This is a genomic window from Amycolatopsis nivea (assembly GCF_004522235.1).
GTDB lineage: Bacteria > Actinomycetota > Actinomycetes > Mycobacteriales > Pseudonocardiaceae > Amycolatopsis > Amycolatopsis nivea.
The window spans coordinates 1-19,759 of the sequence record NZ_SDLT01000055.1 but is presented as its reverse complement, the minus strand read 5'-3'; the positions used below and the strand labels follow the sequence as shown (position 1 = coordinate 19,759).

The window sequence follows — 19,759 nt, the reverse complement described above, 5'->3', positions numbered from 1 at the left end:
ATTCCGGCACGGTCGCGCCACTGTGTGCCCATCCCGGGCGAGTCAGGTCGAGGAGCCGTCGTCAGGTCCACCCGCAAGGGACGCGTCATCCCGAAGGAGAGCCATGGCCACCATTCCGGCCGACCGGTCCACCCCGGTCGTTCTGCCCGTGTCGAAAGCCGCGCTGCTGCTCGGCGCCACCGTCGTCGGCGCGCTGCTGCTGTACTACTTCATCGGCGTCGACCAGGGCGCGGTCTCGATCTTCGGCAGCGACACGCACGTGCACGAGTTCGTCCACGACGCGCGGCACTTCCTCGGCTTCCCCTGCCACTGACGCGCCCGGAACGGACAACCGAACAATGCAGAACAAGCTGATTCTGCGCGGCCTCCTCGCCGGAGCGCTGGGCGGATTGCTGGCGTTCGTCTTCGCCCGGATCTTCGCCGAACCGCTGACCCAGGCGGCCATCGACTACGAATCCGGCCGCGACGAGGCGCAGATGGCGCTCGACAAGGCCGCCGGGATGCCGACCGAGCACGAGGGGCACGAGATTTTCAGCCGTGCCGTGCAGGGCAATCTCGGCATCGGGTTCGGCATGGTGCTCTTCGGCGTTGCGATGGGCCTGCTGTTCGCGGTGACGTACACCGTGCTGCTGGGCCGCGTCGGCCGGATCCGCGCGCGGGTGCTGGCGGTGCTCGTGGCCGGGGCGGGATTCCTGTCGCTGTACCTCGTGCCGTTCCTGAAATACCCGGCCAACCCGCCGGCGATCGGGCACGAAGCGACCATCGGCGCGCGCACCGGGCTGTACCTGGCGATGGTCGTCGCGTCGGTGCTCTTCCTGGTCGCGGCCGTCGTCGCGGGCAAGCGGCTCGCCCCGAAGCTGGGCAACTGGAACGCGACGCTCGTCGCGGGCGCCGGGTTCGTGGTGCTGTGCGCGCTGCTGATGGCACTGCTGCCCTCGCTGGGTTCGCTGGCGAGCAACGTCGCCGAATACGGCCCGCAGACCAGTGAAACGCCGCTGCCGCTCAAGGGTCCCGACGGCCAGATCGTGTACCCCGGATTCCCCGCCGACACGCTCGTCGGGTTCCGGCTGTACTCGGTGCTTGCGCAGGTCATCCTGTGGGGGACCATCGCGCTGGTGTTCGGCCCGCTCGCCGAACGCGTGCTCGACCGCGGGCGCGCGGTTACCGTCGAGGCGTGAACCCGCTGACCGGACTGGGCCCGTTCTTCGCCGTCGACACGCATTCGGCCGAGGACCCGGCGGAGCCGTGGCGTCCGTTGTCCGAGGTCCTGGACGACGGCCCGGTTCTGCGCGAACGCGTCGCGCAGAACCGGGCCGTGCTCGGCGGCGATTTCGTGGAACTGCGGGTCGCGGCGTCGATCGCGCATCTCGGGCTGGCGGCTCGGATCATCTCGCCCGCACTGGGTCTCGCGGTCGGTGCGGGAGCGGTGCCGGATTACTCGACGGCGTGGTGGCAGCCGAAGCTCGGTGGTGCCTTTCCGTTGTCGTTGAAGGAGAACCCGCCGGTTGAGTCCGATGTGGTCAGTGCCTTCGCATCGCAGGTCTTGCGCGGCCCGTTGGCACGGTTGGACAAAGCGATGGCGCAGTTCTCGCTGGCGCGGAACGTCCGGCGGGGGAACGTGGCGTCGGCGCTGAACGGGGCGGTGACGGTGTTGCGGTCCGAGCGTCCGGAGTGGACTGACCGGGTTGCCGGAATTGTCGCCGCGCTGGAGGAATTGCCGGAACTTTCCGGTACCGCGACCCGGGAAAACGGCCGATTCCGTCGCCGCAGCTGCTGTCTTTTCTATCGGGCGGCCCCGGACCGCGACGGCCCGAAATGCGGGGATTGCGTGCTGCTCTGAACTGCGCGCCGAATGCCCGAAAGCCTCCCGGTGACCCTGCAATCGAGACCTGCGCGAGGAACACTCGGGGAGGAGAGCATCGGGAGGCCGTCATGCGCAGGTATCGCAACTACTGGACCTACAGCGCCGGCCTGCTCGTCGCGTGGGGGCTCGTCTTCCTGCTCACCGGCCTGCTCCGCGGCGGACACGAGGTGCAGCTGGTGCTGCCGGTGTTCGGCGGCTTCTGCATCGGCTGGGTCAGCACGACCATCGCACGATACGTCTACCCGCCGCCGAAGCAGTGGCTGAGCTGACCCGTCTCCCGGTCTCCGGGACGATTGCCGCCGCTGTGCCGTCGTGGTCCATAAGGTCGGTCCGGTGTTCTTCTTCATCGCACTGGCCGACCGTTCGAGGAAACGCGGGTGATCCCCGTGGCGGAGTGGATCGCGCTGCACGATCTCGTGCACCGTTACGCCGCGCGCGTCGACGAGCGGGACTTCGCGGGCGTCGCCCAGTTGTTCGGCGACGACGGAGTGCTCGTCCTGCCGAATCCGCCGCGCGACTTCGGTCCGGTCCGGGAACATCGCGGTCCCGAAGGCGTCGTTGCCGCCCTGTCCGTCCTTGAGGAGGTGTCCCTGACCGAGCACAGCATCACTGGCGTCGTCTTCGACCCCGGCGACCATCCGGCCGCCGCGCGCGGACGGGTCACCTGCGTCGCCCATCATGTCAGCCCGCGCGACGGCCGGTTCGCCGACGCGGTGTGGCACCTTCACTACCTCGACCGCTACGCGAAAACCGGCGGCGAATGGCGGTTCGCGCGCCGCGAGGTGCACCTCGATCTGATCGGAACCCGGGAGGTTCGCGCGACCCGCCTCGGCCGGTGAGCCGCGCCGAGTCACCCGAACGGGCGGACCCGCCAGGGGCGGCGACGTGACGGTTTTGCCCGGAAACTGCGTAAGGTCGAAGCCATGCCAGGGGACGACGGCCTGCTCACGCAGGACAGCACGCGCGGGCTCACCGCGGCCGAGGTGGCCGAGCGGGTCGCCGAGGGACGGACCAACGACGTGCCCTCGCGCACGAGCCGCAGCGCGTGGGAGATCGTCCGGTCGAATGTCTTCACCCGGATCAACGCGATTTTCGCGGTGCTCGCGGTCATCATCTTCTCCACCGGCTACCTGCTGGACGGGCTGTTCGCCGGGGTGATCGTGGCGAACAGCGTCGTCGGCATCGTGCAGGAGCTGCGCGCCAAGCGGACGCTGGACCGGCTCGCGATCGTCGGCCAGGTGCGCCCGCGCGTGCGCCGCGACGGGGTCAGCGGCGAGCTGGCCCCGGAGGAGGTCGTGGCCGACGACGTGATCGAGGTCGGCGCGGGCGACCAGGTCGTGGTCGACGGCGAGGTGCTGTCCGCGGACGCGCTCGAGGTCGACGAATCGCTGCTCACCGGCGAGTCGGACCCGGTGGTGAAGCGCGCGGGCGACCCGGTCATGTCCGGCAGTTTCGTGGTGGCCGGGAACGGCGCGTACCGGGCGACGAAGGTCGGCTCGGAGGCGTACGCGGCGAAGCTCGCCGAGGAGGCGGGCCGGTTCACCCTGGTCGATTCGGAGCTGCGGAACGGGATCAACAAGATCCTGAAGGTCATCACGTACCTGCTGGTCCCGGCGGGCGCGCTGTCGATCTACAACCAGCTTTCCGGTTCGCAGCAGCTGCCCGACGCGCTGCGCGGGATGGTCGCGGCGCTCGTCCCGATGGTGCCCGAGGGGCTGATCCTGCTGACGTCGGTCGCGTTCGCGGTCGGCGTGATCCGGTTGGGGCGGCGGCAGTGCCTGGTCAACGAGCTGCCCGCGATCGAGGGCCTGGCCCGCGTGGACGTCGTCTGCGCGGACAAGACCGGCACGCTCACCGAGAACACGATGCGGCTGTCCGAACTGCGGCGGCTGCGGGAAGCGGGCGAGGCTCCGGAGACGGTGCTGGCCGCGCTCGCCGCCGCCGACCCGCGGCCGAACGCCAGCCTGGTCGCGATCGCCGAGGGCTGCCCGTCCGCGCCGGACTGGACGCCGACCGCCGTGGTGCCGTTCTCGTCGGCGCGGAAGTGGAGCGGAGCGGCGTTCGGCGAGCACGGCGACTGGGTGCTCGGCGCGCCGGACGTGCTGCTGCCGGCCGAGTCGGAGGAACGCGCGGAAGCGGAACGGATCGGCGCGCAGGGCCTGCGGGTGCTGCTGCTCGGCCGGGCCGCGAACGCCGTCGACGCGCCGGACGGGCCGGGCAAGGTCACGCCGGTGGCGCTGGCCGTGCTGGAACAGAAGATCCGCGGCGACGCTCGCGAGACGCTGGACTACTTCGCCGCCCAAGGCGTTGCGGTGAAACTGATTTCGGGCGACAACGCGGTGTCGGTCGGCGGCGTGGCCCGCGCGCTGGCCCTGCCCGGCGGCGAGGCTCCCGTTGACGCGCGGACGCTGTCCGAAGACCCCGGGAAGTTGGCTTCGCAGCTCGAAGAGACCGCGGTGTTCGGCCGCGCGACCCCGGCGCAGAAGCGGTCGATGGTCGCCGCGTTGCAGGCTCGCGGGCATACCGTCGCGATGACCGGCGACGGGGTCAACGATGTGCTCGCCTTGAAGGACGCCGATGTCGGCGTCGCGATGGGCGCGGGCAGCCCGGCGACGCGGTCCGTTGCGCAGATTGTCTTGCTGGACAACGCTTTCGCGACCTTGCCGCATGTCGTCGGCGAGGGTCGCCGGGTGATCGGGAACATCGAACGCGTCGCGAATCTGTTCCTCACCAAGACGGTGTACTCGGTGCTGCTGGCGTTGATCGTCGGCGTGCCCGGGCTGATCGGGCAGGACGCGATGCCGTATCCGTTCCTGCCCCGGCACGTCACGATCGTCGGCTGGTTCACGATCGGGCTGCCCGCGTTCGTGCTGTCGCTGGCTCCCAACAACGACCGCGCGCGCCCCGGTTTCGTCGGCCGCGTACTGCGAATGGCGATTCCAGCCGGGGTGGTGATCGGTGCGGCGTCGTTCGTGTCGTACATCCTGGTGCATCCAGGGCATGCGACCACTAACGCCGCGCAGGTGCAGGCGAGCACTACGGCACTGATGACGTTGATGGCGCTGGCATTGTGGGTGCTGGCGGTGGTCGCACGGCCGTACACGTGGTGGAAGGCGGCGCTGGTCGCGACCATGGCGGTGGTTTCGGCGTTGATGTTCCTGATGCCGTGGACCCGGGAGATTTTCCAGCTGGATCCGAGCAACACCAGGTACACGCTGACAGCAGTGGGCTGCGCGGCGGTGGGGCTGGTGTTGATCGAGGTCGGGCGGTGGATCGGGAACCGGGTGGGGAAATAGCCTCAGCGCGGGGCAGGGTCGGTCTTCGGCAGCCGGAGGTCGATCTGAAATCCGCGGTCGCCGCTGGTGATGAACGCTTCGCACCGCGGGACGCCAGTGACGAGGTGCCGATAGCGAGCGCTCATCGCCGCGGTCAGTTCGCCGACGCGCTGCCCGTCGAGCCGGACCTCGATCGCGTAGGAACCCTTGTGCTTGCCACTGGACACAGTGGACGGTGCGAGCTCGGCGGCGACGATCGTGCGCAGCACGCCGGAATGGTAGTGCCGCAAGGTTTTCTGATGGTTTTCCTCCTTGGTGACGGTGACCGTCCGCTCCGGCGCCAGAAGATCGGCCTCGGCGAGCAGATTGGTGATCTCCAGCGCGTCCGGGCCCGCGAGGTGCAGGTACATCCCGTAGCGGCGGCCGTTTCCGCCGCCGGTGATCCGCGCCGGGCAAGTGCCGGCGAAGCCGCTTTTGCCGAGCGCACGGAGAGCGGGCTGGTAACTGCGGGCGTCCGAACGGGACAGATAGCCGACGGTTTCCGTTCCGCCGGGGTGGATCGCGTCGACGCGGACGGCGTGGAGATCGTGCGGGTTCTGCGGTTCCGGCACGAGAAGCGCGACGACCGGGAGGTGCTGGTCGAAGCCTTCACCGGCGGCGATCCCCCTCGCCGCCCGCTGCAGCGCGGGCTGGTAATGCGCTTCGCCGACGATCGCGATTCGTCCGTCCGCAGACAGCCGCCGCCGGATCAGCGGGGCGGCCGGCGTCTCCTGGATCCGGTCCGGTTTGGGCCGTGCCGCAGGCGGTGTGACCACCACCGGCGGTGCGACGGGCGCGGTCATCGCCCGCAACGATCGCGCCAGCGCCGAGCTGGCTCGCGGCGTCGAGAAGTCGAAGGTCGCGCGATAGCCGTTCGGCCCGGAAAGCCGCACCGATCCGTATTCGAGGACGGGGAGCCGCCGGTTGTTCTTGTAGCGCCGGTCCGGCCCGCCCTTGACGTTGACGTACTGCCAGGTGTGCCCGACGACGCGGGCATCGCCGGGCACCGAACCGCTCTCGATGAACCGCTGGACGTCCGCCTCGATCCGCAGCTCTCCGTACTGGACGTCGGCGTACTGCTTGCCTTCGCGCAGCAGAACCCGGTCGGGCAGGAAATAGACCGCCCGATGGCTCGTGGCGAGCGACGGGACGGCGATGTTCGCGGACAGCTGCGGCGGGCCGCCGATGCCGCGGTCCAGCGAGTGCCGCTTGACCAGCGCGGATGCTCCGGCGTTGACCTTGTGCTGACGCGTCGTCGACAACGCCCCCGACGCGACGACGTGCCACGCCCGCCGCGCCTCCCGCACCGGTCCGAAGGCGTCGACCAGTCCCTGGAAGCGCTGCGCCTCCTCGGCGTCCTGCACGTCGTAGAACACCACGACGGTCCGCCGGATCCGGTCCTTGAGGAAAACCCACACCGTGAGCGGCACCCCGGCCAGCAGTGTCCACAGCGACGCGCCCGCCAGCGCGAGCGCGAGCACCAGGACCCACGGCCACCATCGCATCGACCGTGCCGCGGCATTGAGCTGGCCGACGAACTCGCTCGAATCGGCGGCCGCCATTTCGAGGGTGGTCGCGCCGGTGATGTCGGCCATGACGACGTCGCTCGCGGGCAGCAGCGGCGGTGCGCTCGGAGCCGTTGACCGGGTCGTCGTCCGATAACTGACCAGCCCGCCGCCGAGCGTGACGTAAGCACCGCGCGGACCGGTGCCGACGCGGAACCCGGGCACGCCGACGGACGCGCCGAGCCCGGCCCGCGACATGCTGACGCGCAGCGGACCGACCTTGACCCTCGTACGCAGATAGAACGACATAGGCGACCTTCGACGGACGGCATTTGCCCGCTCTGGATCGCCGTGCGTGCGCCGGTTGTTACGCGCCGCTCGGGAGATGGTGCTGCAACGCGCCCAGCCCCTCGACCCGCTCCCGGGCCTGTTCGTCCTGCACAGCCATCTCCGCGTCGGTCAGCACGATCGCGTCCGGGCCCGGGAAGACCGTCGATTCGTGGTCCGCGCCCTGCCAGCGGACGGTGAACGGCGGCCCTCCGTCCGGCGAGCCCACCGCCACGATGCGGCCCCGGTGCTCCGGCACGTCCACGTGGATTCCCTTCACGACCAGCCAGTCTCCGCGCTGTGCGTGCATGTCGCCTCCTCAGAACGACGTCGTCGTCCGCAGCGATACCTCGTCGCGCCGGGCGTGAAACCTCGGAGTAGTCCGATCAGGGGTAAGCAAGTGACTCGCGGGGGTCGGTTCGGCTCAGACGCTTGAGGAGTTCCGCCGTCACGTCCGCCGCTGCACGTCCTTGGTCTGCATCAACTTCGTCAGCAACCCGACCAGCTGACCCCGCTCCTCGGCCGTCAGCGTCGCCGCCCAATGCTGCTCTCCCGCGTTGTAGGCCGCGAAGCAGCGGGCGAACGTTTTCTGCCCCTCCGGGGTCAGGTGCAACAGCACCGTCCGCCGGTCTTCCCGCGACGGTTCCTTCCCGACCAGGCCGTTCGAGGCGAGGTTCTCCACCGCGGCTGACACGGCCGCGCGGCTCATGCCCGACAGGGCCGCCACCCGGCGCAGTTCCAGCGGGCCGGACGCCGACAGCACCAGCAGCAGCCGCAGACCGGTGCTGCTCAGCTGTGCCGATTCGTTCAGCTTGATCTCGCCGAGCCGGGCGTGCAGGTCGTAAGACAGCAGGTCGGTGGCCCGGTGCAGGGTCATCACCAGGCGCATCGCGTCCGGGTCGACGTCGGGCAGGGTTTCGCTCACCGAGCGGACCGCGTGGTCGACGAAGGTCCAGTAATCCGGTTCGGCGGCTTCGGGCTCCCTCACGCCTCTCGATCATGCCAGGTTCCCCGAGATTGTCAAAGGTTGAACGTCAAAGCCTTGACAATGTTCCGGAGCGGCTTCTAGCGTTCCCGGCGTCCGAGAGAGCAATGGAGGTCTCGATGCGACACCGAACCCGAGGGCGCGTCGCCGCCGCCGCGTGCGCGGCACTCGTGGCGTTGAGCGGGTGTGCCGCTCCGCAGGAGCCCGCACCGGAAGGCGCGCAGAAGAAAGGGGCCGGCGCGGAGGCCGCGGTCCAGGTCGACGCCGGTCTCAGCGCGCTGGTGCCGCAGCGGTACCGGGACAAGAAGACGATCACCGTCGCGACCAGCGCGAGCGTTCCGCCACTCGCTTTCGTCGACAGCAAGAACGACATCGAGATCACCGGCGTGGTGGTCGACCTGACGAAGGCGTGGACGAAGCTGCTCGGACTGGACGTGCAGGTCGTGCGGACCGAGGGCGGCAACGTGATGCCGGGAGTCCTTTCCGGACGGTTCGACGCCGTGATGTCGGTGGGGGACTTCAAATCCCGGCAGGGCACGATGGATTTCGTCGACTTCCTGCGCGGCGGCACCGCGCTCATGGTCCGTTCCGGAAACCCGCACGGCGTCAAGGGAATCGACGATCTGTGCGGCCGGTCGCTGGCCATCGGGCGCGGGTCGATCGAGGAGACCGACGCGCAGCGGGTCAGCAAGGAGTGCGTCGGCAAGGGCAAGCCCGCGGTGAACATCAACGCCTTCGCCGACGGGCAGGCGATGGTGCTGGCCCTGCAGAGCGACCGCGTCGAAACGGCGTGGAACGACATCGCGCCGGCGAACTACCTGATCAAACAGAATCCCGGCCAGTTCGAGCTGACCGGCGACGGCGTGCACTGGCTCGCGCCGTACGCGGCCGGGTTCCGCAAGGACGACCAGCAGTTGCGCGACGCAGCGCGGCGTGCGCTGCAGAAGCTCGTCGAGGACGGCACCTACCGCAAGATCCTCGACGAATGGGGGCAGGGCTCGATCGCCGTCGACCGGATCGCGGTCAACGGTTCCCGGTTCTGAGCCGCCCGGTCCACCGAAGAAGGAGAAACGCATGGATTACCGCCGCATCGGCCGCGAGGGACCCGAGGTTTCCGCGCTGTCGCTCGGGTCGTGGAACACCTACAGCCGGATGACGTTCGAGGCGGGCGTCGCGCTCGTCCGGCGCGCGTTCGACCTCGGCATCGATTTCCTCGACGTCGCCTATTACCGCGACAAACCGCATACCGAGGTGCTGCTCGGCCGGATCCTCGACGTCGTCGGGAAACCGCGCGAGGACTACGCGATCGCCGAAAAGGTGTGGTACTTCGACTATCCGCGCCAGCCGCTGGCCGAACAGCTCGACGAGTCCCTGGTCCGGCTCGGCACCGAGTACGTCGACGTCATCATCACCGAGCACCCCCGGCCGGGGATGGACGTCCCGGCGATCGCCGAGGAACTCGCCGGGCTGGTCACCAGCGGCCGGGCCCGCAGCTGGGGCGCGCTGAACTGGTCGGCCGCCGATCTCCGCACCGCCTACGACCACGCCGCGGCGAAGGGGATCCCGGCGCCGCAGCTGGTCCAGCTCAAGTACAGCGTCGCCCGGCGGTCCGTCGTGGACAGCGCGGAGTACCAGAAGCTGTTCGCCGACACCGGGATCTCGCTGCACGCCTCCGACACGATGGAGGGCGGGATCCTCGCCGGGAACCTCGACCCCGGCCGCAAGATCGGCATCGACACCGGCGGCATCCGCGAGCGGATCAAGGAACTCGTGCCGCGGCTGCGGGAGATCGCGGCCTCGTTCGACGCGAGCCCGTCGCAGCTCGCGCTCGCGTTCTGCCTGGCGCAGCCGGCGACGGCGTCGGTGCTGTTCGGGTCCACCCGGATCGCGCAGATCGAGGACAACGTCCGCGCGGTCGAGCTGGCGGGCGAACGCGGCGCGGAGATCGTGGCCGCGCTGGCCGGGCTCGGCGTCGCGGGGCACGAGAACGACGCGCCCTATCCGCACACCGAACGGACGCTCGGCGAGTTCGTCACTGTCTGACCCCTCGGCGGCCGTCCCCGCGACGGCCGCCGCCCGGGCTGTCCCGAAGGAGTCCTCATGTCGATCCCCACCTCCACCCGCGCGCCGGTCGAGGCCCCGGCGGGCGTCCGGTTCGCCCGGCGGCGGCAGCCCGCGCGCTGGCTCACCGCGGGCGTCGCGCTCGTGCTGGCCGCGATGTTCGCGCATTTCCTGATCACCAACCCGCGCTGGGACTGGCGGCTCGTCGGGGGCTACCTGTTCTCGGCCGACATCCTGCGCGGCCTGCTGAACACAGTGCTGCTGACCCTGATCAGCAGCGCGGCCGGGCTGGTCGTGGGCGTCGTCGTCGCGCTGATGCGGCTGTCCGGAGACCCGGTCCTGCGCTGGGTCGCGACCGCCTACATCTGGTTCATCCGCGCCATCCCGGCGCTGGTGCTGCTCCTGCTGATCTTCTTCCTCGGCGCGCTGCTGCCGAAACTGTCGCTGGGCATCCCGTTCGGCCCGGAGTTCCTCAGCGTGCCGACGAACCGGCTGATCTCGCAGTTCTCCGCGGCGGTCGTCGGGCTCGCGCTGGTGCTCGGGGCGTACAGCGCGGAGATCTTCCGCGCCGGGATCCTGTCCGTGCCTGCGGGACAGCTGGAAGCCGCGACCGCACTCGCGATGACCGGGCGGCAGCGACTGCGGAGAGTCGTTCTGCCGCAGGCGATCCGCGTGATCATCCCGCCGCTGAGCAACGAACTCGTCACCATGTTCAAGAACACCTCGCTGGTGTCGGTGGTCGGCTACACCGAACTGCTCACCACCGTGCAGCTCATCTACGGCCGCACCTACCAGACGATTCCGCTGCTGCTGGTCGCCTGCCTGTGGTACCTCGTGCTGACCAGCCTCGCGATGATCGGCCAGCGCTACCTCGAACGCCGTTTCGGCCGCGGGTTCACCGCGGGCCGCCCGGGCAAGGAGAACTCGCGATGACGTTCCTGCGGCTGTCCGGCGTGCGCAAGAGCTTCGGTCCGCTCGAGGTGCTGCGCGGCGTGGACCTCGATGTCGGCCAGGGCGAGGTGGTGTGCCTGATCGGCCCGTCCGGCTCGGGCAAGAGCACGCTGCTGCGCTGCGTCAACCACCTGGAGACGGTGGACGGCGGCGAGATCCGGCTCGAAGACGAGCTGATCGGCTACACGCGCAAAGGCGACACGTACTACCCGCTCAGCGACCGTGCCGCCGCTCGCCAGCGCCGTCGGTTCGGGATGGTGTTCCAGGGTTTTCATCTCTTCCCGCACCTGACTGTGCTGGAGAATATCCTGGAAGCGCCCACCCGGGTCCTGCGCCGGCCGCGCAGTGCGTGCACCGAGCAGGCGCACGAACTGCTGGCGTCGGTCGGATTGGCGGAGAAGCACGCGGCGTATCCGCGCGAGTTGTCCGGCGGGCAGCAGCAGCGCGTCGCGATCGCGCGGGCGCTGGCGATGGAGCCGGACGTGATGCTGTTCGACGAGCCGACGTCCGCGCTCGATCCGGAGCTGGTCGGCGAAGTCCTCGGCGTCATGCGGCGGCTCGCGGAACGGACGATGACGATGATCGTGGTGACCCACGAGATCGGCTTCGCCCGGCAGGTGTCGGACCGCGTGGCGGTGATGGACGGCGGGACGATAGTCGAACTCGGCACACCGGAGGAGGTTTTGGGAGCGCCGAAACACCGGACGACGCAGGCGTTCGTGCGGTCGCTGGGGGAGCGGGCCTGAGGGAGGGCCGGGCCGGCCCTCCCTCGTCTCAACGGCTCAGGTGAGCCAGGAACTCGTCGTTGAACCGTTGCCCGATCCGCTGCACCGCGTGCGGGCTGCCGGGGAACAGCACCCGCTTCGCGGGCAATGTTTCCGCCAGGGCGTCGGCGACTGCCTCGAATCCCGGAGTGCCGCCGCCGGTCACCACGAGTTTCGGGAACGACGCGCGGGCCAGCGCCTCCGCGGGGACACCCGTTTCCCAAGGCCGTTCCGTCATCAGATTGCGGGCGGCCTCCAGCAACGGGGGCGGAAGCGGCGACGGCAACGGCAGATCGACGTTCAACACCCGCAGGAACCGGGCCACGAACGTCGCCGGCTCGCTGTCTTCGGCAGCCGCCCAGCAGTTTCGAAGGGCGTCGGCGAGCCGGTCGGCGGCGGGGCGGCCGGCGCCGTTCGGCAGCGCGGGCGGTTCGACCACGGTCAGCGACCAGACTTTGCCCGGCGCGAGCGCGGCGGCTCGCATGGCCACCACTCCGCCCATCGACGTGCCGAGCAGGTGCGCTCCGTCGCCCAGGAGTTCGGCGACGTCGGCGGCGTCGCGGTCCGGGTCGATCCGGTCGGTCGGCGGGCTGGGCCGGTATCCCCGGCGGTACGGCGCGATGATCCGGAACCGGTCGGCAAGCACCTTTTGCTCGCTGAACGCGGCGGCGGCCGAATTCAGGCTGCCGTGCACCATCACGATCGGCGGGCCGGATTCTCCCCACCGTTCGACAGCCAAGCCGGTCATCGCGCGGCCGCCTCGGCCCGGGCGAAGACGCCGCGGTCGATGTCGAGGCGGCGGGATTCGAAACGCCAGCCGTCGGCGGTGCGGACCACGACGTCCTGGTAGACGCCGGTCGCGATGACGAACGGCGGTGCTTCGACCTGCAGTTTGGCGACCAGGCAGGTGACGGTCGCGCGGTCGGCTTCGCCGGTGACGACGTAGTTCGTCAGCAGGTGGCGGGCGCCGTCCTCCTTGCCCGCCGCGATGTGGCCCTTGATGAACTCGACCCGCTCGGCGCGGCCGGTGAAGGTGCCGTAGGTGGAAACGAACTGCCCGTCCGGGATCCAGGCATCGACCCACCCGTCGACGTCGTGGTTGTCGAGGGCGCGCATCTGGGCGTTCGAGAGCTCGACGATCGCGAGCTTGTCCTCAGTGGATAGTGGCATGACGGCGTTCTCCTTTGGCAGCGCGGACTTGCGTTGCGCAGAGTCTGCGCGGCCCGCCGTGCCAGGACTATCGCCTGCGCGAACTGCCGTCGTCGGTTTCGCGCAACACGGCGGACGGCGATTCGCCGAACCGGCGTTTGAACTGGGCGGCGAAATCGCCGAGATGCACGAAGCCGCAAGCGAGCGCGGTCGCGGTCACCGTGGCGCCGGCGGGATCCGCCGCGGCCAGCAGCGCGCGGGCGCGGTCGAGACGCTGTTCGCGGAGCCATTCGCTGAGGGTCCGCCCGGTTTCGCGGCGGAAGCCGATCTGCAGGCTGCGTAGGGACACCCCGCAATGCCGGGCCACTTCGGCCATCGAAAACGACTCCGGCAGGTGCGCCAGCAGGTAGTCCATCGCGCGCCGGACCCGCGCCGACGAGGGAGCTTTCGTCTCGGCGGCAAGGGTTTCGCTGAGGGTGTTCGGGTGGCCGAGCAACAGGGCCTCGGCCAGCAGCGCCTCGAGATGCCCGGGCCGCGCGCCCTCGGCGGAAAGGTGGACCGCCGCTTCGACCAGTGCCAGCACGCCGGGGGAGACGGTGTCCGCCCGGAGGTCGAACTGCACCGCGACCGTGCCGGGCGTCCCGGCGAGCAGTGCGGCGGTCCGCTCGACCAGCGGCCGGTCGAGGCGCAGCACGACCTGGTCGAACGCGTCGTCGAAGTCGAGCTGGAACGAGCGGTACGGATTCACCACCGACGCCGCCCCCGGCCGCAGCACCGCGCTCGTGGTGCCGTAAGCGAACCGCGCCCGGCCGCTCACCGGCAGCGAAAGCAGGAATTCGTCCTGTTCGGGAGCCAGTTCCGAGATGCGCACAGCCGCGCCGTACCGCAGCCGGTTCACCGAAACCGAGCCGGCGGCGAGGTGATCGAGCCGCGCGGACAGCCGGCGATCGCGCACCAGCAGCGCGTGCGGACGCAGGGCGGTGCTGCACGCGCCGACGACCTCGTCCACGTCGTCGGCGGCGCTCACCATCCGTCGCCCGCGCGTCCGCACGAGTTCGGCGATCCCGGCCACCCGGCTCATCCGCGGGATCGTACGCCGTCAGTCGAGCTTCGCGGTAACCACCGGACGCTCCGTAGGTCCACTGTTCACATTGGTCCGACGATGCCACCGCAACTGACCGTCACTGAACTCGATGGTGACCGTGTCGTGGAACGGCGATTCCACGAAGTACCACTCCAGCACCAGCACCCCCGGGGAACTCCACTGCGCGGCAGCGAGGACTCGCGTCGAGTCGGCCTGATACGAGTGGTGCAGTTGCCAGGTGGTAACTCCGGTATCCGACTCGACCCACGTGGACAGTCCACAACGGACCGAATGGCAGCCGCGATCGTCGTCCAAGGTCACCACAAGATCATCACCGTCCACAGTGAACGAGATAGCGGAAAGTCCGTCCTCATTGGACTCGCATTCGTACCGCTGGCCGCCCAGGTCGACGGTGGTCGGCGAAAGCGCGGGAGCAGCAACAGCGAGTTCGGCAGCCAACGAAGCATCAGCCGAAGGGGAAGGAGTGCCGGTAAAAGCGGGCACCAGCAGGTCATGCACCAATCCGGACAGCAGCCGGTGCTTCCCGTGCGTGATGCTGCCTGTCGTGGCAACAACGGCGTCGTGCTGGGGGAGTACGAAGACGTCCTGGCCGAACATTCCGGACGCCCGGTATCCGCCGTCGGCGTCGAGCCACAGTTGGTATCCGTAACCCTCCGGGCGTTCGTCTCCGGCGGAGGCGGACGGGACAAATTCGGTGCCGTTCCAGCTTCCGGCGTCGGCGTTCTGCACGTGCCACGCGGTGGCCTCGCGCACCCATCCGGCGGGCAGGATCCGGTCGCCTTGCCAGAGGCCGTCGTGCAGGTGCAGGACGCCCCATTTCAGGAAGTCGATGCTGCGCAGGCTCAAGCCGTTTCCGCCGGAGCAGATGCCTTCCGGGTCGGTGTCCCAGGTGTGTCCGGCGAAACCGAGCGGCTCGAACAGTCGTGGTTGCAGGTAGTCGTAGACAGAGAGGCCTGATGCCCGTTGCACGATGGCGGACAGCATGTGCGACGTCGCGCTGGAGTAGGTGAACGTCTTGCCCGGCGGCAGATCCACGGGGGTGCGCAGGTATTCCCGCACCCAGCTGGTTTTCAGCAGTCGCCAGGTTTTGCCGGACAGGCCGACGCGGTGGCCGGTTCGCATGGTCAGCAGGTCTTCGACGGTGATGGCGCGCAGGTGCTCCGACGCGTCGGGCGGGACGAGTTCCGGGAAGAACGAAGTCAGACGGTCGTCCAGGCGCAGCAAGCCTTCGTCCAGGGCGAGGCCGATTGCGGTGCCGACAAAGGACTTCGTTGCCGAGTGTGTCGTGTGTGGACGGTCGCTGCGGTAGGGCCACCAGTAGTGTTCGAAGGCCAGCTTGCCCGAGCGGTAGACGAGCAGGCTGTCGAGCGAGATCCCGTCGGCGGTCAGCCGGTGGAGGAAGCCGCGCACGCGTTGGGCGTCGAGGCCCGCGTCGGACGGGGCGGCGGAGGGGAAGGTCACGAAGGCTCCTGGACGAGTGTTTTCTTGCGGTTCGCGAGCCGTTCGGCGACCCGCGAGAGGGCGATGTTGACGACGATGTAGAGCAGCCCGGCCCCGACGTAGGCCTGGATGAAGTCGCCGCTGAACTCGCCGAGCACCTTGCCGTTGTTGAGCAGTTCGGCGATGCCGACGACGTAGCCGAGGCTGGATTCCTTGATCACCCGCACGGTCTGGCTGATCAGCGCGGGCGCGAGCGCGCGGGCCGCCTGCGGGAGCACGACGAACGTCATGACCTCCCAGTGCCGCAGGCCGATCGCGTGCCCGGCCTCGCTCTGGCCGCGGCCCACGGCGAGGATCCCGGCCCGCACGATCTCGGCGAAGATCGCCCCGGCGTGCGCGACGATCGCCAGCACCAGCTGCCAGAAGATCGGCACCCGGACGCCGAGGATCGGCAGCCCGAACATGAAGAAGAACAGGATCAGCAGCAGCGGCATCGCGCGGAAGAACTCGATGACCGCGGCGGACGGCCAGCTCAGCCACCGCTTCCGGCTCAGCCTGCCGAGCGCGAGCAGCACGCCGATCGCGACCGACAGCACCGTGGACACCAGGCCGACCAGCAGCGTCATCGCCAAGCCCTGCACCAGGAACCGCAGCATCGCGCCGTCGACGAGGATCGCCCAGCGGGCCGGGTCGAGCTGGCCGGAGGCGCCGAGCTTGACGAGGACGAGAGTCAGCAGGCCGAGCAGGACGAGTCCACAAAGGATGGACACAGTGCGCAACCGGGCCTTGGCTTTCGGGCCGAGTGCGTCGAAGAGGATGTCGTCGTTCACCGGAGCACCCGGACCTTTCGCTCGACGAGCCGCACGACCCCGCTGACCGCCAGGTTGATCACGAGATAACCGCAGGCCGCGACGGCGAAGGCCAGGATCGGTTCGGCGGTCTCGAGGTTGAAGGAGCGGGTTTCGAGGGTCAGTTCGTCCACGCCGACGGCCGCGCCGAGCGCCGACCCCAGCGCGACGTTGATCAGGATCGTGCCCAGCGGCTGCACCATCGCGCGGAACGCTTGCGGCAGCAGGACATCGAGCACGACCCGGCGGAACGGCAGCCCGATCGCCCTGGCCGCCTCGACCTGCCCGCGATCCACCGCGCGGATGCCCGAACGGACGGTTTCGCAGACGTACGCGCCGAAGTAGACGCCCAGCGCGAGCACGAGGCACCAGAACAACGGAATCAGCACACCGGCGTCGGGCAGCCCGAAAATGAGCAGCACGGCGATCAGCAGCAACGGCGAATTGCGGACGAGGTCGACATACAGCCGTCCGGCGGCGCGCAGCGGCCGGACCGGGCTGATCCGGCAGATCGCGACGACGCAGCCGAGGACGAGCGCGAGCGGGAAGGCGCACGCGGTGAGCAGCAAAGTGGTGGTGAAACCGCCGAGGATTTCCCCGGCGTGACCGGAAAGCACGGGTGATCTCCCTTCAGGAGCCGGGGACGGAGCCGGGCACGGGCGGCTCGGGGGCGGGACCGGACACGAGCGGGCCGACGGTCTGCTCCCACAGCCGCCGCCAGCTCCCGTCGGCGGCGATGCGCCGCAGGAACCCGACGACGATCTCCTTGAACGCCGGATCGTCCTTCGGCAGCCCGATGCCGAACGGGCTGCTGCCGTACGTCGCGGGCGTCATCCGCAGCCGCGCGTCGACCGCCGCTTTGCCCAGGAGGATCGCGGTGTTCGCCGACCACGCTTGGACCCGGCCCTGCCGGACCGCGGCGGCGCACTGGCTCGACTCCTCGAACACCACCGCACGCGCCTGCGGACACGCTTTCCGCAGCGCTTCCTGCGCCGCACCGGGCTGTACTGCGACGTCCTTACCGGCCAGATCTCGCACGGCGGTGACCTGCGGTCCGTCCGCGGCGGTGACGATGCCGGAGCGTGCGAGGTAGTACGGCCCGGCGAACGAGACGAGCCGTGCCCGGCTTTTGCTGATCGTGTAAGTACAGACGGCGACATCGACGGATCGGTTCTGCAGGATCGCTTCGCGCGTGTCGGCGCCGCCGGTGATGCTGTCCACCTCGGGCGTGCCGAGCAGGTATTTGGCCAGCAGCTGGGCGATTCCGATGTCGAAGCCGGTGATCTTGCCGGTCGCCGGGTTCATCATGCCGAACCCGGGGGTGGTCACCGAAGCGGACTGCCGCAGGACGCCTTGGTCGCGGATCCGGCGCAGCGTCGGCGTTTCCGGCAGGTCGACGCCGACCGGTCCGCGCGCGACGGCGTCGGCCTGGTCGAGCGTGGCGTAGGCGGGATTGCCTGCTGTGCGGGTGGTTCCGCCGCTGCACGAGGCGAGCAAGGGGACGGTGCCGGCGGCGAGCAGCGCGGCTCGGCGGGTGAGGGGAGCGGACACGGAGGCCTCCAGGCTCAGTGGCTGAGCACGCGGGCGAGGAAATCGCGGGCGCGTTCGGTCTGCGGCGAGCCGAAGAAGACGTCCGGCGTGGCGGATTCGGCGATCCGGCCGTCGGCCATGAAGACGACGCGGTCGGCGGCCTTGCGGGCGAAACCCATCTCGTGGGTCACCACGATCATCGTCATGCCGTCGGCGGCGAGCGCGGTCATCACGTCGAGCACCTCGTGGATCATCTCCGGGTCGAGCGCGCTGGTCGGTTCGTCGAACAGCAGCACGCGCGGCTCCATCGCCAGCGCGCGGGCGATCGCGACCCGCTGCTGCTGACCGCCGGACAGCTGTGCGGGGTACTTGTCCCCGTGCGCGCCGACGCCCACCCGTTCCAACAGCTCGTCGGCCCGTTTCCGCGCGTCGTCGCGGCTGAGCCCGCGCACGCGGACCGGGCCGAGCATCACGTTGTCCCGCACGGTTTTGTGCGCGAAGAGATTGAAGGACTGGAACACCATGCCGACGTCCGCGCGCAGCCGGGCGAGGTCCGCGCCCTCGGCGGGCAGCGGGCGGCCGTCGATCTCGATCGAGCCCTCGTCCGCGGTCTCCAGCCGGTTGACGCAGCGGCACAGCGTCGATTTCCCGGACCCGGACGGGCCGATGACCACGACGACCTCGCCGCGCCGGACGTCGAGGTCGATCCCGGTCAGCACCCGGGCCGATCCGAACGACTTGCCGACGCCGCGCAGCCGTACCAGGGGCTGATCTGTGCTCATGAGTGCTCCTCGTCGAGCCGGCGGGTAGGGTTCACTACACAACGGAGAACCCTCCGGCATCTTGTAGTAGCCACTACGTCCAGTCAAGGGTGTCATGTCCACTACCTATCTCGGCGGCGACCACTTCGACGACCACGTCCGCGCCCGGCTCGACGACCTCAAGCCGGCGGAACGCCAGGTCGCCCGGTTCATGCTGGCCAATCCGAACGAGGTGCTGTTCTCGTCGGCGGGCGACCTCGGCGCGGCGGCCGGGACCAGCGACGCGACCGTGGTCCGCACCGCGAAAGCGCTCGGCTATTCGGGGCTGCCGGAGCTGAAACGCCACCTCGGCCAGACGTTCACCGCGCGCACCGAGCCGACCGTCCGGCTGAGCGCGGCGATGGAGAACCTCGGGTCGACCGGGTCGCGCCAGATCGACCGGGTGATGGCCGACAGTGCCGAGCGGCTGCAGGAAATGCAGCGCCAGCTCGCGCCGGAAGCGGTCGAGGAGGCGGCGCGGCTGTTGCTCGCCGCCAGGATGGTGTTCACCTGGGGACTCGGGCTGTCGTCGGTCTGCGCCGAGTACGCCGCGTTCCGGCTCGCCCGCCGCGGGCTGGTCACGCGGCACTGCGACGACACCGGCTTCCGGCTCGCGGACGCGATGCTCCCGCTGACCGCCGACGACGCGGTGCTGGTGTACGTCCCGGCCCGGCAGAACCGCGACGTCGAGCTGATCCTGCGCTACGCGGAGGAGGTCGGCGCGCCGGTAGTGCTCGTGACGAGCCAGCTGTCCGCGGACCTCGAATCCCGGGTCCGCGTCGTGCTGCCTGCGCCGGATTCCCCGACGAAGTTCACCGGCGAGACCCTGACCGCCTCGATCGTCACCGACATCCTCGCGCACACCATCGCGGGCCGGGAGCCGGACCGCGCGAAGACGGCCGCGGACCTGCTGACCCGGCTCCGGGCGGACCTCGGCGAGCGGAAGTAGCGCTCGCCGGGCGGCGATCGCGGTTCTCTCCGCGATCGCCCCCCGCGAGGTCGGCCGACCGGCCGACCGGCCGTTGCCCGCCCGCCTCACGAGGTCGTGGTGCTCTGGGGCTTCGGGTTGTGCGGTCTTGCGCCCCAATGTGGCATTGGGTGCGTCAGATGCACCCA

The 19,759-nt window shown here is 69.8% G+C and carries 22 protein-coding genes; 11 read left to right on the top strand and 11 right to left on the bottom strand.

The window, feature by feature from the left end; translation table 11 throughout:
- The first annotated feature begins 103 nt into the window (after positions 1-103).
- From EIZ44_RS40300 to EIZ44_RS40275, 6 genes are all read left to right on the top strand, one after another.
- Positions 104-313: a CbtB domain-containing protein gene (locus EIZ44_RS40300; RefSeq protein WP_043827060.1), complete on the top strand. Its 210-nt coding sequence runs from the start codon at positions 104-106 to the stop codon at positions 311-313.
- 25 nt (positions 314-338) lie between these two features.
- Complete coding sequence (locus EIZ44_RS40295; protein ID WP_043827061.1) at positions 339-1,178, top strand: CbtA family protein; 840 nt, start codon at positions 339-341, stop codon at positions 1,176-1,178.
- Positions 1,175-1,840: a (2Fe-2S)-binding protein gene (locus tag EIZ44_RS40290; RefSeq protein WP_205673461.1), complete on the top strand. Its 666-nt coding sequence runs from the start codon at positions 1,175-1,177 to the stop codon at positions 1,838-1,840. Before EIZ44_RS40295 ends, EIZ44_RS40290 begins: the two co-directional genes overlap by 4 nt.
- Before the next feature lie 92 nt (positions 1,841-1,932).
- Complete coding sequence (locus EIZ44_RS40285) at positions 1,933-2,133, top strand: hypothetical protein (RefSeq protein ID WP_134734168.1); 201 nt, start codon at positions 1,933-1,935, stop codon at positions 2,131-2,133.
- Positions 2,134-2,241: 108 nt separating this feature from the next.
- Positions 2,242-2,703 (top strand): nuclear transport factor 2 family protein, encoded by a 462-nt coding sequence (locus EIZ44_RS40280; protein WP_134734167.1) that lies wholly within the window; start codon positions 2,242-2,244, stop codon positions 2,701-2,703.
- Between the two features lie 84 nt (positions 2,704-2,787).
- Entirely contained in the window at positions 2,788-5,160 is a 2,373-nt protein-coding gene (locus tag EIZ44_RS40275; protein ID WP_134734166.1) for an HAD-IC family P-type ATPase, read from the top strand.
- Positions 5,161-5,162: 2 nt separating this feature from the next.
- Here the strand turns inward: EIZ44_RS40275 and EIZ44_RS40270 are convergent, their stop codons facing one another.
- The 3 genes from EIZ44_RS40270 to EIZ44_RS40260 form a co-directional block, all read right to left on the bottom strand.
- A complete protein-coding gene (locus EIZ44_RS40270) occupies positions 5,163-6,992 on the bottom strand; it encodes a DUF4236 domain-containing protein (RefSeq protein ID WP_134734165.1) in 1,830 nt (609 codons plus the stop codon).
- A gap of 58 nt (positions 6,993-7,050) precedes the next feature.
- Positions 7,051-7,320 (bottom strand): DUF1918 domain-containing protein, encoded by a 270-nt coding sequence (locus tag EIZ44_RS40265; RefSeq protein ID WP_134734164.1) that lies wholly within the window; start codon positions 7,318-7,320, stop codon positions 7,051-7,053.
- 138 nt (positions 7,321-7,458) lie between these two features.
- Entirely contained in the window at positions 7,459-7,998 is a 540-nt protein-coding gene (locus EIZ44_RS40260; RefSeq protein ID WP_240691546.1) for a MarR family winged helix-turn-helix transcriptional regulator, read from the bottom strand.
- Between the two features lie 116 nt (positions 7,999-8,114).
- Here EIZ44_RS40260 and EIZ44_RS40255 point away from each other — a divergent pair, with 116 nt between their 5' ends.
- From EIZ44_RS40255 to EIZ44_RS40240, 4 genes are read left to right on the top strand one after another with little or no spacing between them, the layout of a single operon-like run.
- Complete coding sequence (locus EIZ44_RS40255) at positions 8,115-9,038, top strand: ABC transporter substrate-binding protein (protein WP_167754430.1); 924 nt, start codon at positions 8,115-8,117, stop codon at positions 9,036-9,038.
- A 31-nt stretch (positions 9,039-9,069) separates the two neighbouring features.
- Positions 9,070-10,038, top strand: coding sequence for an aldo/keto reductase (locus EIZ44_RS40250; protein WP_051729798.1), 969 nt, complete (start codon positions 9,070-9,072; stop codon positions 10,036-10,038).
- Positions 10,039-10,095: 57 nt separating this feature from the next.
- Positions 10,096-10,989, top strand: coding sequence for an amino acid ABC transporter permease (locus EIZ44_RS40245; protein WP_037820147.1), 894 nt, complete (start codon positions 10,096-10,098; stop codon positions 10,987-10,989).
- Entirely contained in the window at positions 10,986-11,753 is a 768-nt protein-coding gene (locus EIZ44_RS40240) for an amino acid ABC transporter ATP-binding protein (RefSeq protein ID WP_037820149.1), read from the top strand. Before EIZ44_RS40245 ends, EIZ44_RS40240 begins: the two co-directional genes overlap by 4 nt.
- Before the next feature lie 28 nt (positions 11,754-11,781).
- Here the strand turns inward: EIZ44_RS40240 and EIZ44_RS40235 are convergent, their stop codons facing one another.
- The 8 genes from EIZ44_RS40235 to EIZ44_RS40200 form a co-directional block, all read right to left on the bottom strand.
- Positions 11,782-12,519 carry an alpha/beta fold hydrolase gene (locus EIZ44_RS40235; protein ID WP_051729799.1) on the bottom strand — a complete coding sequence of 246 codons (738 nt, stop codon included), beginning with the start codon at positions 12,517-12,519 and terminating at the stop codon, positions 11,782-11,784.
- A complete protein-coding gene (locus EIZ44_RS40230; protein WP_037820151.1) occupies positions 12,516-12,941 on the bottom strand; it encodes a nuclear transport factor 2 family protein in 426 nt (141 codons plus the stop codon). Before EIZ44_RS40230 ends, EIZ44_RS40235 begins: the two co-directional genes overlap by 4 nt.
- Positions 12,942-13,008: 67 nt before the next feature.
- Positions 13,009-14,001 (bottom strand): AraC family transcriptional regulator, encoded by a 993-nt coding sequence (locus EIZ44_RS40225; RefSeq protein WP_134734162.1) that lies wholly within the window; start codon positions 13,999-14,001, stop codon positions 13,009-13,011.
- A gap of 18 nt (positions 14,002-14,019) precedes the next feature.
- The gene (locus EIZ44_RS40220) at positions 14,020-15,486 is read right to left on the bottom strand and encodes a serine hydrolase domain-containing protein (protein WP_037820162.1); all 1,467 of its coding nucleotides are present in this window, start codon (positions 15,484-15,486) and stop codon (positions 14,020-14,022) included.
- Positions 15,483-16,295 (bottom strand): amino acid ABC transporter permease, encoded by an 813-nt coding sequence (locus EIZ44_RS40215; RefSeq protein ID WP_037820155.1) that lies wholly within the window; start codon positions 16,293-16,295, stop codon positions 15,483-15,485. Before EIZ44_RS40215 ends, EIZ44_RS40220 begins: the two co-directional genes overlap by 4 nt.
- Positions 16,292-16,930, bottom strand: a complete 639-nt coding sequence (locus EIZ44_RS40210) for an amino acid ABC transporter permease (RefSeq protein WP_051729800.1) — start codon at positions 16,928-16,930, stop codon at positions 16,292-16,294. The genes EIZ44_RS40215 and EIZ44_RS40210 overlap by 4 nt, the downstream gene beginning before the upstream one ends.
- A 13-nt stretch (positions 16,931-16,943) precedes the next feature.
- Positions 16,944-17,864 carry a transporter substrate-binding domain-containing protein gene (locus EIZ44_RS40205; protein WP_134662419.1) on the bottom strand — a complete coding sequence of 307 codons (921 nt, stop codon included), beginning with the start codon at positions 17,862-17,864 and terminating at the stop codon, positions 16,944-16,946.
- 14 nt (positions 17,865-17,878) lie between these two features.
- Positions 17,879-18,625 carry an amino acid ABC transporter ATP-binding protein gene (locus tag EIZ44_RS40200; RefSeq protein ID WP_134662418.1) on the bottom strand — a complete coding sequence of 249 codons (747 nt, stop codon included), beginning with the start codon at positions 18,623-18,625 and terminating at the stop codon, positions 17,879-17,881.
- Between the two features lie 94 nt (positions 18,626-18,719).
- Here EIZ44_RS40200 and EIZ44_RS40195 point away from each other — a divergent pair, with 94 nt between their 5' ends.
- The gene (locus tag EIZ44_RS40195; RefSeq protein WP_134662417.1) at positions 18,720-19,592 is read left to right on the top strand and encodes a MurR/RpiR family transcriptional regulator; all 873 of its coding nucleotides are present in this window, start codon (positions 18,720-18,722) and stop codon (positions 19,590-19,592) included.
- Positions 19,593-19,759 lie beyond the last annotated feature (167 nt).